General features: G+C 71.6%; 9 protein-coding genes and 2 pseudogenes. 8 read left to right on the top strand and 3 right to left on the bottom strand.

Annotated elements, in window-relative coordinates; all coding sequences use genetic code 11:
• Positions 1-136 precede the first annotated feature (136 nt).
• Both KBX63_RS34420 and KBX63_RS34415 read left to right on the top strand, forming a co-directional pair.
• Entirely contained in the window at positions 137-541 is a 405-nt protein-coding gene (locus tag KBX63_RS34420; RefSeq protein ID WP_210918608.1) for a thioesterase family protein, read from the top strand.
• Positions 538-1,368, top strand: a complete 831-nt coding sequence (locus KBX63_RS34415) for an MBL fold metallo-hydrolase (RefSeq protein WP_210918607.1) — start codon at positions 538-540, stop codon at positions 1,366-1,368. Before KBX63_RS34420 ends, KBX63_RS34415 begins: the two co-directional genes overlap by 4 nt.
• Here KBX63_RS34415 and KBX63_RS34410 read toward each other — a convergent pair.
• A complete protein-coding gene (locus tag KBX63_RS34410) occupies positions 1,365-2,300 on the bottom strand; it encodes a PfkB family carbohydrate kinase (RefSeq protein ID WP_210918606.1) in 936 nt (311 codons plus the stop codon). The two genes, KBX63_RS34415 and KBX63_RS34410, sit on opposite strands and share 4 nt — an antisense overlap.
• 136 nt (positions 2,301-2,436) lie before the next feature.
• Positions 2,437-3,588 (bottom strand): XdhC family protein, encoded by a 1,152-nt coding sequence (locus tag KBX63_RS34405; protein ID WP_210918605.1) that lies wholly within the window; start codon positions 3,586-3,588, stop codon positions 2,437-2,439.
• Between the two features lie 132 nt (positions 3,589-3,720).
• Between KBX63_RS34405 and KBX63_RS34400 the strand changes: the two genes are divergently transcribed.
• From KBX63_RS34400 to KBX63_RS35855, 4 genes and pseudogenes are all read left to right on the top strand, one after another.
• On the top strand, positions 3,721-4,221 hold the full coding sequence (locus KBX63_RS34400) for a (2Fe-2S)-binding protein (protein ID WP_374102300.1): 501 nt from the start codon (positions 3,721-3,723) through the stop codon (positions 4,219-4,221).
• Positions 4,208-5,203, top strand: a complete 996-nt coding sequence (locus KBX63_RS34395) for a xanthine dehydrogenase family protein subunit M (RefSeq protein WP_210918603.1) — start codon at positions 4,208-4,210, stop codon at positions 5,201-5,203. The genes KBX63_RS34400 and KBX63_RS34395 overlap by 14 nt, the downstream gene beginning before the upstream one ends.
• Positions 5,200-7,248, top strand: a pseudogene (locus tag KBX63_RS35860) (xanthine dehydrogenase family protein molybdopterin-binding subunit); the annotation flags it as partial. The gene KBX63_RS34395 and the pseudogene KBX63_RS35860, both read left to right, overlap by 4 nt.
• A 490-nt stretch (positions 7,249-7,738) precedes the next feature.
• A complete protein-coding gene (locus KBX63_RS35855; protein WP_307871950.1) occupies positions 7,739-8,842 on the top strand; it encodes a lytic polysaccharide monooxygenase in 1,104 nt (367 codons plus the stop codon).
• 99 nt (positions 8,843-8,941) lie between these two features.
• Here the strand turns inward: KBX63_RS35855 and asnB are convergent, their stop codons facing one another.
• The gene (gene asnB, locus KBX63_RS34380) at positions 8,942-10,903 is read right to left on the bottom strand and encodes an asparagine synthase (glutamine-hydrolyzing) (protein WP_210918601.1); all 1,962 of its coding nucleotides are present in this window, start codon (positions 10,901-10,903) and stop codon (positions 8,942-8,944) included.
• A gap of 133 nt (positions 10,904-11,036) precedes the next feature.
• Between asnB and KBX63_RS34375 the strand changes: the two genes are divergently transcribed.
• Positions 11,037-12,518 (top strand): aminopeptidase P family protein, encoded by a 1,482-nt coding sequence (locus KBX63_RS34375; RefSeq protein ID WP_210918600.1) that lies wholly within the window; start codon positions 11,037-11,039, stop codon positions 12,516-12,518.
• 355 nt (positions 12,519-12,873) lie between these two features.
• A pseudogene (locus KBX63_RS34370) lies at positions 12,874-13,872 on the top strand (hypothetical protein); the annotation flags it as partial.

The following is a 13,872-nucleotide window of genomic DNA, read 5'->3' as shown; positions in this document are numbered from 1 at the left end:
TGGTGTCGTCGATCTTCACGTACAGTGCGGTCAAGAGGGTATCCAGGTCTTGCGTCACAACATGATCTTGGATGCCCTCTCTTCATGCCCAGACATCGACCCCTGACTTCGGAACTACTCGTCTAGGCTGGCGACCATGCAGGAGCAGCCCGAGCCGGCCTTCGCGCCGGGTCTGACCGCCCGGGTCGAGTTGACCGTCACCGACGCGGACACCGCCCAGGCGGTCGGTTCCGGGGACGTACCGGTGCTCGGCACACCCCGCGTGCTCGCGCTGGCCGAGGCGGCCACCGTCGCGGCGACCGCGACCGCGATGCCGTCCGGGTCGACCACCGTGGGGACCCGGGTCGAGCTGGAGCACCTGGCGCCGACCGTGGTCGGCCGGACGGTCCGGGCGCAGGCCCTGCTGGCGGCCGTCGACGGTCGCCGGCTGTCGTTCGAGGTCACCGTCAGCGACGGCGACGAGACGGTGGCCCGCGGTCGGGTGGACCGGATCCTGGTGGACCGGCAACGCTTCGTCGAGCGTGCCGGGCGGGCGTCATGACCGGCGGGTTCGTCGAGGTCGCCGACCGGGTGCACCTGCTGCGCGAGCCGCTGCTGCGGGTCAACGTCACCCTGGTCGTCGGCGACGACGAGGCGCTGCTCGTGGACACTCTCTCCTCAGCGGCCCAGGCCACCGAGCTGGCCGCCGCCGTCCGGGCGGTCACCGACCGTCCGCTGACGCTGGTCAACACCCACCACCACTACGACCACTGCTTCGGCAACGCCGTCCTGGCCGGCGACCCGCCCCGCCCGGTGTACGCGCACGCGCTGGCCGTCGCGGCCCTGCGCGAGGAGCCGGAGCGGCTGCGCCGGGAGGCGTACGGGGAGCTGCGCGCGGAGCACCCGGCGCTCGCCGCCGAGCTGGCCGACACGCCGCTGCTCGCCGCGACGCACACCGTGCACACCGAGACGGCACTCGACCTGGGCGGCCGGCGGGTGCTGCTGCGTCACCCCGGGCGGGGGCACACCGACGCCGATCTGGTGGTGCACGTACCCGACGCGGACGTGCTGGTCGCCGGGGACCTGGTGGAGCAGAGCGGCCCGCCCGCCTTCGAGGACTCGTACCCCCTGCAGTGGCCGGACGCGGTCGCCGACCTGCTCCGGCTGACCACCGTGGGCACGGTGGTGGTGCCGGGCCACGGCGACCCGGTGGACGTGGAGTTCGTCCGCGACCAGCACGCCGAGCTGGCGAAGCTGGCCTGGCTGATCCGGGCCGGGCACACCGGCGGCGCGCCGCCGGAACGGGTCGCCGCCGAGGCGCCCTTCGGCGCCCGCGCCGCCCTTGTCGCCGCCCGCCGCGGCTACCTCGAACTCGACGGCACCGCCTAGATTCCGAAGCGGCGCTGGACGTCGGCGCGGGTGGGCATGGCGGTGGCGCCGCCCGGTGACTCGCAGACCAGGCCGGCCACCCGCAGCGCGAACGCCACCCGCTCGACCCAGCCCGCCGGGTCGGCCGGCTCGCCGTCGAGGAGCAGGTCGGCGATCAACGCGGCCATCACCGAGTCGCCGGCGCCGGTGGCGTCGACCGCGTCGACCCGGGGAGCCGGCACCCGGACCGGGTCGGCGGCGGCGGCGGCCAGCACCGCGCCGGCCGCGCCGAGCGTCACCACGACCGTCGCGGCGCCCAGCTCGCGCAGGTACGCGGCCACTCCCTCGACCGGCTCACCCGGGTAGAGCAGTTCGGCGTCGGCGGTGCTCAGCTTGACCAGGTGCGCGCCGGCCGCGAACTCGGCCACCACCTCGCGCAGCCCGGCCAGCGCGCCCGGCCCGTCGAGGAGCCGGGGGCGCACGTTCGGGTCGAAGACCCGCAGGCCGGTGGCGAGCGCCCAGGCACGTCGGGCGGCCGCCAGAGTGCTGGGTCGGAGCAGCACGACGGAGCCGCAGTAGAGCACGTCGGCCCCCTCCAGCAGCGCCAGGTCCAGATCCTCGGGAGCGAGCAGGCCGTAGGAGGGCGGCTCCCCGTAGAAGCGGAAGTCGGGTTCCGGGCCGGCGAAGGTGACCACCGCGAGGGTGGTCGGCACCGGAAGCGTGACCGCGCCGGCCAGACCGACATCGGCCGCGGCCAGGAAGGCGCGAATCCGCCCGGCCAGCACGTCGTCGCCGAGTGAGCCGACGAACTGCGCCGCGCCGCCGAGCCGGGCCACGCCGACGGCGACGTTGAGCGGCCCGCCGCCGATCGCCTGCCGGTAGACCCGCTCGCCGTCCCGCTCGGTGTCGAGCAGATCGACGAGCGCCTCGCCGAGCACCACCGCGTATCCCATGCCGGTCCCTTCGTCGTCGCCAGCCGCCCACCGCCCGCCTCCAATCGGCGTGGCACCAGGCTGGCACAGCGCACGGCCCGGTGGGCCCCGAAGGCGCGGTCCGGCCCGACCGGGGCGCCGATCCACCGCCCGGGCGCTACCCCGCCTGGTGGATCGGCCCGCCGAGTGCCGTCAGCGGGCGACCGGTCCCGCCCCAGCGCCCCGCGACGATCTGCGCGGCCACGCTCACCGCGGTCTCCTCCGGGGTACGCCCACCGAGGTCCAGCCCGATCGGCGAGGCGAGCCGAGCGAGCTGCTCCGGGCTCAGCCCCGCCTCGCGCAGCAGCTTGTGCCGCTCGTCGTGCGTGCGCCGCGACCCCATCGCGCCGACGTACGCGAGCCGGTGGCGCAGCGCCAGCGCCAGCAGCGGCACGTCGAACTTCGGGTCGTGGGTCAGCACGCAGACCACCGTCCGCCCGTCGACACGGCCGGCGTCCAGCTCCGCCCCCAGGTAGCGGTGCGGCCACCGCACCACCACCTCGTCCGCCTCGGGGAAGCGCCGAGCGGTGGCGAAGACCGGACGGGCGTCGCAGACCGTCACCCGGTAGCCGAGGAACGCGCCGATCCGGGCCACCGCGGCGGCGAAGTCGATCGCCCCGAAGACGATCATCCGGGGTGGGGTGGCGTACGCGGTCACGAAGAGGCTCAGGCCGGCGCCCCGGCGCTGCCCGTGGTAGCCGTACCGGAGCACCCCGCTGTGCCCGGCGGCGAGCAGCCCGAGGGCGTCGGCCGTGGCGGCGGCGTCCAGCCGGTCGTCGCCGAGCGAGCCGGTCATGCGTTGCCCGGCCAGCACCAGCCGCCGACCCAGTCGTCCGGCCGGGTCGGCCGGCACCGCGCCCGGCGGATCGCCGGCGTCGGCCGCCACGCAGGTGACCACCGCCACCGGTTGGCCGGCCCGGCGCGCCGCGTCGACCGCGTCCAGCTCCACGAGCCGGCCGCCGTCGATCCGCTCCACGAACACGTCGAGCACCCCGCCGCAGGTCAGGCCCGCGGTGTACGCGGCGTCGTCGCTGACTCCGTAGCGGCTCAGCTCGGGGGCGCCGGTGTCGAGCACGCGGCGGGCCCGTTCGTAGAGGTCGGCCTCAACGCAGCCGCCGGAGACGCTGCCGGTGACCGTGCCGTCGGCCGCGACCAGCATGCTGGCGCCCGGGGGCTGTGGCGCGGACCGCCAGGTGGCCACGACGGTGGCCAGGGCGACCGGCTCGCCGGCGCGGCAGCGGCGGTGCACCTCGTCGAACACGTCCGGCACGCGCTGCCCCGCTTCGTCGTGAAAGGAGGAAAACGTTCTTATGTGAAGGATATGGTCGATTCCGTCACGAGGGGGTGTGAGTCGGTGAAGTCCTACCAGGCACTGCGAACGGCGCCGAACCCGGACCACGCGGTGGTCCGGGGCCCCGGCGAGGTGGAGGTCCACCTGCAGGTCAACGGCGAGAGCAGGACCACGACCATCGAGCCGCGGGTCAGTCTGCTCGACGCCCTCCGCGACCGCCTCGAGCTGACCGGCACCAAGAAGGGTTGCAACCAGGGCGCCTGCGGCGCGTGCACCGTGTGGGTGGACGGGCGCCGGGTGCTGTCCTGCCTGACCCTGGCGATCACCTGCGAGAACCGCGAGGTGACCACGATCGAGGGACTGTCCGACGGGGACACGCTGCACCCCATGCAGCAGGCGTTCCTGGACTGCGACGCGTTCCAGTGCGGCTACTGCACCCCGGGGCAGATCATGTCCGCGGTGGCGCTGCTCGCCGAGGGGCACGCCGGCGACGACACCGAGATCCGGGAGTGGATGAGCGGCAACATCTGCCGCTGCGCCGCGTACCCGCACATCCGCACGGCCGTCCGCCGCGTCCGCGACCAGGGGGGCCGCGGCGATGCGTCCCGTTAGCTACTCCCGCGCCACCGACGTCGCCACCGCGATCGGCGCGGTGAGCGCCGACCCGGAGAGCACCTTCCTGGCCGGCGGCACCACCCAGGTCGACCTGCTGCGCATCTACGTCGAACAACCGCGGCGCCTGGTCGACATCAACGACCTGCCGCTGAACCGGATCGAGGAGCTGCCCGGCGGCGGGTTGCGGCTCGGTGGGCTGGCCCGGATGAGCGACGTGGCCGAGGAGCCGGAGCTGGTCCGGCGCTACCCGATGGTGGCCGAGGCACTGCTGCTCGGCGCCTCCCCGCAGCTGCGGAACATGGCCACCATCGCGGGCAACCTTCTGCAGCGGGTGCGGTGCAGCTACTTCCGGGACGTCGCGGCCGGCTGCAACAAACGGGCCCCGGGCACCGGATGCAGCGCGATCGACGGGGTCAACCGGGGGCACGCGGTGCTCGGCACCAGCGACTGCTGCATCGCCACCCACCCCTCGGACCTCGGCGTGGCCCTGGTCGCACTCGACGCGGTGGTGCAGACCGAAGGCCCGGCCGGGCAGCGGAACATCCCGATCGACGACTTCTTCCTGCTCCCGGGGCAGACCCCGGAACGGGAGCACCCGCTGACGCACGGCGAGCTGGTGACCGGCATCGACCTGCCTCCGACGCCGGCCGCGGCCACCTCCCGGTACATCAAGATCCGCGACCGCGAGTCGTACGAGTTCGCGCTCGCCTCCGTCGCGGTGGCCATGTCGGTCGCCGGCGGTCGCATCACCGAGATCCGGCTGGCCCTGGGCGGGGTGGCCACCAAACCGTGGCGGGCCCGGCGGGCCGAGCGGCTGCTCGACGGCGCACCAGCGACCACCGAGTCGTTCGCCCGCGCCGCCGAGGCGGAGCTGGCGCCGGCGGTGCCGCACGCAATGAACGCCTTCAAGATCGAGCTGGCCCGGCGGACCATGGTCCGGGCCCTGGAGAGCATGGCGCGGCGGGAGGGCACGGCATGAGCCCGGCGATCGGCGCGACCCTCAACCGGGTGGACGGCCGCTTCAAGGTGCGCGGCGAGTCGCGGTACTCGGCCGAGATCCCGGTGCCCAACCTGGCGCACGCCGTGGTGGTGAACGCGAAGATCGCCAGCGGTCGGATCACCGCCATCGACACCAGCGAGGCCGAGCGGGCCGACGGTGTGCTCGCCGTGCTCACCCATCGCAACCTGGGTCGGGTCGCCACCGTGCCGAGGCTGCTCCCGTCGCTGGCCGGGCTGGCCGCACCGGGGCAGACCTTCTTCCCGATGCAGGACGAGACGGTCCACTACGCCGGCCAGCCGGTCGCCGTCGTGGTCGCCGACACCATCGAACGCGCCGACCACGCCGGCACCCTCATCCGCTTCGAGTACGCCACCACGCCCGCCACCACCCTGCTGGACCAGGCCCGGGACCAGGCGTACGTGCCCGAGCGGATCTTTGGCGGGCTGCTGCCCGGGCACGCGTCCCGGGGTGACGTGGCCAAGGCGCTGGCCGACGCGGACGTGTGCGTGGACGCCACCTACCGCTTCGCGCCCAACCACCACAACCCGATCGAGCCGTCGGCCAGCACCGCGGTCTGGGAGGACGCCGACCGGCTCACCGTCTACGACTCGACCCAGGGGCCGAACGCCGTCCAGTTCACCCTCGCCGAGCTGCTCGGTCTGCCACCCATCTCGATCCGGGTGGTCAGCCACGCCGTCGGCGGCAGCTTCGGGTCCAAGGCCATGGTCTGGCACCACCCGGCGTTGGCCGCGCTGTCCGCCCGGCACGTGGGCCGGCCGGTACGACTGGTACTCACCAGGGAGCAGATGTTCACGTCCTGCGGGCACCGCGAGGAGCAGGAGCAGCGGATCACTCTCGCCGCGCGGGCGGACGGCCGGATCACCGCGCTGCGCCACCACAAGCTCTCGCTCACCTCTCCGTTCGACGACTGGGCGGAGCCGTCGTTGCAGAGCCCGTCGGTGGCCTACACCAGCCCGAACTATGAGGGGGTCTACCACCTCGTCCGGGGGAACACCATCACACCGACCTTCACCCGGGCCCCGGGCGAGGCGACCGGAATGTTCGCGCTGGAGTGCGCGATGGACGAGCTGGCCGAGCAGATCAGCGTCGACCCGCTGGAGCTGCGACTGCGCAACTACTCGGCGACCGACCCGGAGAGCGGCAAGCCGTGGTCGAGCAGCGGGTTGACGGAGTGCTACCAGCGGGCCGCCGAACTGTTCGGCTGGCACGGCCGCCCGCTGCCCCGATCCCGGCGGGAGGGGAACTGGTTGATCGGCACCGGCATGGCCAGCGCGCTCTACCCGGTCACCCAGCCGGTGAACCCGCAGCGGGCCCGGGCTCGGCTCTACAACGACGGCACCGCGGTGGTCGAGGCCGGTGTCTCGGAGTTCGGCACGGGGGTCTTCACCGCGATGACCCAGGTCGCAGCGGACGGGCTGGGCATTCCGGTGGAGCGGGTGCGGTTTGTGGGCGGCAGCAGCGACCTGCCGAACGTCACGGCCGCAGTGGGTTCCGCCGGCACCAGCGCGGTGGGCTCGGCCGTACACCTGGCGACGACCCAGCTACGCGACGAGCTGATCCGGCGGGCGGTGGCCGACGACCACTCACCGCTGCGCGGCGCCGACCCGGCCGCCGTGCAGGTCCGCGACGGCAAGATGGTGCTGCGCGACCGGCCCGACGTCGGCGAGACGTACGCCGACCTGATGCATCGCACCTTCGTACCGGACGTGGAGGTGCTCGGCACCTGGAACCCGCCGCCGCAGGACGCCGGGTACGGGGTGCACACCTTCGGCGCGCAGATGGCCGAGGTGGCGGTGGACGCCGACCTCGGCGTGGTCCGGGTACGCCGGATGGTCGGCGTGTTCGCCCCGGGCCGGGTGCTCAACCGCAAGACCGCGCACAGCCAGCTCATGGGCGGGATGCTCTGGGGGCTGGGCCAGGCGCTGCTGGAGGCCACCCGGATGGACCCACGGCTTGGCCGCTGGGCCAACGCCAGCCTCGGCGACTACCTGGTGCCGGTCAACGCGGACGCGCCGGACGTGGTGGTGGACACCATCGAGCTGCGCGACGAGGTGGTGAACCCGCTCGGCATGAAGGGCGTCGGGGAGATCGGCGTGGTGGGCGTGGCGGCCGCGATCGCCAACGCCGTGTACGACGCCACCGGGCGCCGGCAGTACGAGCTGCCGATCACCCTGGAGAAGCTCCTCTTAGGATCGCCCGCCAGTCGGCCTGAGACATCGAGGGTGAGCTATTGCGCAGCGGCCGGGCGGCGTGGTGGGATGACGCGTACCGGGCGGTGCGAGGGCTGCCGCGCCGCCGGTTGCCGGGTTCGATCGACGCGAGGGCGCCGGTCCGCGACAGGGACCGTTGACGGCGCGTGTCCACCGGCCGATTCCCGCCGGGGCACGCACCGCGATCGTCGCTTCCGCTCCCTGCAGCGGGGCGACCAGGCCACATCCCACCCGATTGCGGCGGGGCGGCTAGGGCGGCGCGCCTCGCGAGTCAGGAGAACCCGTGAACCGTTCCCGTACGGCCGCGTTGCTCACCGCGGCCGTGACCCTCACCCTGGGCGCCGTCGCCCTGGCGTCCAGCCCGGAGCCGGCCGCCGCGCACGGTGCGGCGATGACCCCCGGCAGCCGCACCTTCCTGTGCTGGCAGGACGGGCTGAGCCAGACCGGCGAGATCAGGCCGAACAACCCCGCGTGCTCTGCCGCCGTGGCACAGAGCGGCGCGAACTCGCTCTACAACTGGTTCAGCGTGCTGCGCTCCGACGCCGGCGGCCGGACGGTCGGCTTCATCCCCGACGGGCAGCTGTGCAGCGGTGGCAATCCCGGCTACCGCGGCTACGACCTGCCCCGTACCGACTGGCCGTTGACCCACCTGACCGCCGGGGCGCGGCTGGACTTCCGGTACAGCAACTGGGCGCACCACCCGGGCACGTTCTACTTCTACGTGACCAAGAACAGCTGGAGCCCGACCCGGGCGCTGGCCTGGAGCGACCTGGAGGAGCAGCCGTTCCTGACGGTGACCAACCCGCCGCAGCGTGGCGGGGTCGGCACCAACGAGGGGCACTACTACTTCAGCGGCAACCTGCCATCGGGCAAGAGCGGCCGGCACATCATCTACTCCCGCTGGGTGCGCTCGGACTCGCAGGAGAACTTCTTCGGCTGCTCCGACGTGACCTTCGACGGCGGCAACGGCCAGGTGACCGGCGTGGGTCCGGGCGGCACCCCGCCACCGAACCCGACCACTCCCCCACCCAACCCGACGACTCCCCCGCCCAACCCGGACCCGACCACCCCGCCGCCGCACGGCGGTGACTGCATGGCGGTCTACAAGGTCGTCAGCGCGTGGCAGGGCGGCTTCCAGGGTGAAGTCATGATCATGAACCATGGCAGTACGCCGTTCAACGGCTGGACCGCGAGCTGGACCTGGCCCAGCGGACAGTCCATGAGTCAGATCTGGAACGCCACCCAGACCTCGTCCGGCTCGTCGGTGACGGCCACCAACGTCGCGCACAACGGCACGGTCGCACCGGAGGGCACCACGACCTTCGGCTTCCTGGCCAGCACGACGGGCACCAACACTCTCCCCACGGTCACCTGCGCCCGCCGCTGACCCAGCCGACCCGGGCCGCTGGCGCGGACCGGAGAACCGCACGTTAAGAAGGGCCCCCTGCTATGCGGGATGCGATAACAGGGGGCCCCTCCTTGTACGTCAGCGGACCATGGAGCCGACCACCGGCTTGGTGAGCAGGGCGGACTGGTTGCGCTGGATGCCCGGGTCGAGGGTCTTGGCCACGAAGATGGCGTGCCAGATGCAGAAGATCAGCACCGTCCACACCTTGCGGGAGTGGTCGGCCTCCTCCCGCTTGTGCTCGTCGAGCAACCGCAGCGCGTACGACAGGTCGAGCAGGTCACCAGCGCCCGAGGTGCTCAGCACGTGCCGGGCCCACTCGTACATCTCGCCGCGCAGCCAGACCCGGGTGGGGGTCGGGAAGCCCAGCTTCCTGCGGTTGACGATGGCCGGTGGAACGACGCCCTGCAACGCCTGGCGCATCGCGTACTTCGTGGCGTCGGAGCGTGGCGGCAGCTTGAGGTCGACCGGGATCTTCGCCGCGACGTCGAACACCGCACGGTCGAGGAACGGCACCCGCACCTCCAGCGAGTGGGCCATCGAGATCCGGTCGGCCTTGACCAGGATGTCCCCGCGCAGCCAGGTGTAGAGGTCGACGTACTGCATCTTGGTGACGTCGTCCAGCTCCGTGCACTCCGCATAGATCGGGGCGGTCACGTCGGTGTAGCGCACCGAGGGGTCGTAGCGGCGCAGCAGGTGCTGCTTCTCCTCCTCGGTGAACATCCGGGCGTTGCCGTAGTAGCGCTCCTCGATCGGGGTGGTGCCGCGCTCCAGGAAGCTCTTGCCCTTGACCCCCTGCGGGATCGCCTTGGAGACCGCGCGCAGCCCCTTCTGCACCCCGCCGGGCAGGCCGTTGACGGTGCCCAGCGACAGCGGCTCGCGGTAGATCGTGTAGCCGCCGAAGAACTCGTCGGCCCCCTCGCCGGAGAGCACCACCGTGACGTGCTCGGCGGCCTTCTTCGCCACGAAGTAGAGCGGCACCAGCGCCGGGTCGGCCACCGGGTCGTCCAGGTGCCAGACGATCTTCGGCAGCGCGTCGATCATGTCCTGCGGACCGATCTTGGTGGGGATGGTGGTGACGTCCAGGTGCCGGGCCGAATCCTGGGCGACGTCGATCTCCGAATAGCCCGGCACGTCGAAGCCGACGGTGAAGGTGAGGATGTTCGGGTTGAACTCCCGGGCCAGCGCTACCACCGCGGTGGAGTCGATGCCGCTGGACAGGAACGAGCCGACCGGCACGTCGGAGCGCATGTGCATGCGCACGCTCTCCCGCAGCGTCTCCCGGATCTCGTGGTAGAGCTTCTGCTCGTCGTCGACCGCCGCCGGCCGGAACACCGGCCGGTACCACCGGCGTACGTCGATCCGCCCGCCCGGGGTCCAGTTCAGGTACTCCCCGGAGCCGATCCGGTTGATGCCCTTGTGCAGGGTGCCGGGCTCGGGGACGTACTGCAGGGTCAGGTAGTGGCTGAGGTTCGCCGTGTCGACGCCCGCGTCGCCCTGGTAGCTGCTGTGCGCGAACGGCAGCAGCGCCTTCTTCTCCGAGGCCAGGTAGAGCCCGTCGGCGGTCTCCAGATAGTGCATCGGCTTGATGCCGAAGTAGTCGCGGGCACCGAACGCGCGCCGCTCCTGCCGGTCCCAGATGACGAAGGCGAACATGCCGCGCAACCGGGTGAGCACCTGCTCGCCCCAGAAGTGGTAGCCGGCGACAATCACCTCGCCGTCACCGGCGGTGGCGAACTGGGCGCCGAAGTCCCGGATCAGCTCGTCGCGCAGCTCGATGTAGTTGTAGATCTCACCGTTGAAGGTGAGCAGGTAACGGCCGTTCGCGTAGGGCAGCGGCTCGTGGCTCGACGCGACGTCGATGATGGCGAGCCGCTTGTGGGCGAACACTCCGTCCGCGTACCGGCCGGAGGCGTCGCCGATTACCTCGACCCCTGTCTCGTCGGGCCCGCGGTGGTGCAGGCATTCCAACGCTCCGGCGATGTGGTCGCGGTGCGCGGCGGCGTTGCCGTTCGCGCTGAAGAAGGCCAGGAGTCCGCACATGGTGGTCATCTTCCCACGCGCGCCGTGGGCCCGTCGCAGCCGTCCGTCGATCCGGAGCGCTCCCGCCCGGCGCCACCGCGAAACGGGCGCGCGGTACCGTCGGGAGCGGCAATGACACGGAGGGAGCGGCGCAATGACCGAGGGACGCACCGACGGTACGCCGACGGACGGTACGGAATCGCACGATCCGGACTTCCCGGAGGCGTTCCTGTCCTTCATGCGGCAGGGCTGGCGGGACAGCGCGCTCCCGGTGGCGCCCCGACCGGAGGCCCCCAACTACGCCAAGCGGCGGGCCGCGCTCTCGGCGGCCTTCCCCGGCGAGACGCTGGTGATCCCGACCGGCCCCGAGAAGGTCCGGGCCAACGACACCGCCTACCCGTTCCGGCCGGGCAGTGACTTCGCCTACCTGACCGGCGACCACAACCCGGACAGCGTGCTGGTGCTGCGCCCGAACGGCTCCGGGCACGACGCCACGCTGTACATGCGGCCCCGCTCGTCCCGGGAGACCGACGAGTTCTTCCGCAGCCGGCACGGCGAGCTGTGGGTGGGCCGGCGACACACGCTCAGCGAGAAGTCCACCGAGCTGGGCCTGCCCACCGCCGACCTGACCGGCCTGGACGCGACGCTGGCCGACCTGCCGCCAGGGCGGACCCGGGTGCTGCGCGGGTTCGACGCCGAGGTGGACGCGGCGGTCCGCCCGTACGACGGGGTCCGCGCCGAGGGGCAGCCGCCCCGCGACCGGGAGCTGGCGATCGCCATCTCGGAGCAGAAGCTCGTCAAGGACGAGTGGGAGATCGGCCAGCTCCAGGACGCGATCGACGCCACGGTGCGCGGCTTCGAGGACGTGGCCCGGATCCTGCCGGCCGACCGCGCCGTCTCGGAGCGGCTGCTGGAGGGGATCTTCGCGCTGCGGGCCCGGCACGACGGCAACGACGTCGGGTACGGCTCGATCGTCGGCGCCGGTGAACACGCCACGATCCTGCACTGGGTGCACAACCACGGCGCCACCCGGCCGGGTGAGCTGCTGCTGATGGACATGGGTGTCGAGGGGCGCAACCTCTACACCGCCGACGTGACCCGGGTGCTGCCGGTGAGCGGCCGGTTCACCACCCTGCAACGCCAGGTCTACGACATCGTGTACGCCTCCCAGCAGGCCGGCATCGAGGCCATCCGGCCCGGGGTGAAGTTCAAGGACGTCCACCTGACCTGCATGCGGGTGCTCGCTGAGGGCCTGGCAGAGCTGGGCCTGCTGCCGGTGAGCGTGGACGAGGCGATGGACGAGAAGTCCTCGGTCTACCGGCGGTGGACGCTGCACGGCTTCGGCCACATGCTCGGCATCGACGTGCACGACTGCTCGAACGCCCGAAAGGAGACGTACCGCGACGGCACGCTGGGCGAGGGCTACGTGCTCACCGTCGAGCCGGGGCTGTACTTCCAGCCGGAGGACGAGCTGGTCCCCGCCGAGCTGCGCGGTGTCGGCATCCGGATCGAGGACGACGTGCTGGTCACCGCGACCGGCGCGGTTAACCTCTCGGCCGGGCTGCCGCGCACGGCCGACGAGGTGGAGACCTGGTTGGGTGAGCAGCGCGAGGCGGGCCCCCGCCTGCCCGGCTGACCCCGTACGTCCCGAAAGGCCCCTTCCCGTTCGCGGAAGGGGCCCTTCGTCGTCTCCGCGAGATGCGCGTTTGTGCTGGTCACACCCTTCCTGTCGACCCCGCCCGGTTGCCGGGCACCTGGCTGGACCTGAGTCGAATGCGGGCTTTTTTCGGATAAGTCCGCATCGCGAGGATCGTTCTCATACGGTGGGCGTCAAAGGCTGCAACCGATTTGTAGCTGGTCGCGCCGCCTCGTGCGGTGCGGCCCCGTCTGGTAGCAGGAAAGGGCGGAAGGCACTGATGTCCAACAACCAAACGACTCCCGACGATGGGGCTACCGCGGCCACACCAAGTACAGGGCGGCGCAAACTCTGGGTGGCTGCCGGCGTTGCCGGACTGACCGGCGTGGTCGGCTTGGCGGCACTGGGCGGCCTGGCCGCTCGTGATGACAAGTCCGGTGGCCCCGACAGAACCTCGGGCGCTCAATCGTCCAGTAAGCAGCCCGTCAGCGACGCCGGCAAGGCTGACGACGAGAAGTCCCACGTCGGTGCCGACAAGCACGGCGGTCAGGGCCCCGACGTCAGCGACTGGGACAACCAGGCCTGGGATGACGAGGGCAAGGGTGAGCACGGTAAGGATGACAAGGGCAAGGGTGAGGACGGGGACCGGGTCAGGGAGGTGGACTGTGACGAGGAGGATCTGGTCGAGGCCATCGATCTGCTCAACCGTGGTCACGGGGGCACCCTGAAGCTTGCCAAGGACTGCACCTACGAACTGGACGAGTTCGACGACGAGGACAAGAAGCACGACGACAAGAAGGACGACGACAAGAAGCACGACGGCAAGAAGGACGACGGCAAGAAGGACGACGGCAAGGACGACAAGAAGTCCCGCACGGGCCTGCCGGTGATCAAGCAGGAGATCACCATCAAGGGTGAGGGCGCGACGATCAAGCGGGACTCCAAGGACGCGTTCCGGATCTTCAAGGTCGCCGACGGCGGTGACCTGACCCTGAAGGATCTGACCCTCAAGGACGGCAAGGCCGCCGACGACGAGGACAAGAAGGACGAGGACAAGAAGGACGAGAAGGGCGAGGAGCAGAAGGAGCGGCTCAAGGAACTCCTGGCCTCCGCGCTCAAGGCCCGCGGAGCCAACGTCTCCACCAACTCGTCGCACAACGACAAGAACAACGACAAGAACAACGACAAGAACAACGACAAGAACAACGACAAGAACAACGACAAGGGCAACGACAAGGGCAAGGACAAGGACGAGGACAGGGGCGAGGACGGCGGTGCGCTGCTGGTCGAGAAGGGCGGCCGCGCTTACCTCGAGAAGACCACCCTGACCCGCAACAGCGCCAGCGGCAACGGC

This window comes from Micromonospora sp. U21, assembly GCF_018070045.1.
Lineage (GTDB): Bacteria > Actinomycetota > Actinomycetes > Mycobacteriales > Micromonosporaceae > Micromonospora.
Note: the sequence above shows the minus strand (reverse complement) of the source record. Positions and strands in the feature narration are given on the sequence as shown.

Excerpts from the sequence above, each read along its gene's own strand:
- KBX63_RS34420 (WP_210918608.1), top strand. The coding sequence starts at position 137 with ATGCAGGAGCAGCCCGAGCCGGCCTTCGCGCCGGGTCTGACCGCCCGG.
- KBX63_RS34415 (WP_210918607.1), top strand. The coding sequence starts at position 538 with ATGACCGGCGGGTTCGTCGAGGTCGCCGACCGGGTGCACCTGCTGCGC.
- KBX63_RS34410 (WP_210918606.1), bottom strand. The coding sequence starts at position 2,300 with ATGGGATACGCGGTGGTGCTCGGCGAGGCGCTCGTCGATCTGCTCGAC.
- KBX63_RS34395 (WP_210918603.1), top strand. The coding sequence starts at position 4,208 with ATGCGTCCCGTTAGCTACTCCCGCGCCACCGACGTCGCCACCGCGATC.
- asnB (WP_210918601.1), bottom strand. The coding sequence starts at position 10,903 with ATGTGCGGACTCCTGGCCTTCTTCAGCGCGAACGGCAACGCCGCCGCG.
- KBX63_RS34375 (WP_210918600.1), top strand. The coding sequence starts at position 11,037 with ATGACCGAGGGACGCACCGACGGTACGCCGACGGACGGTACGGAATCG.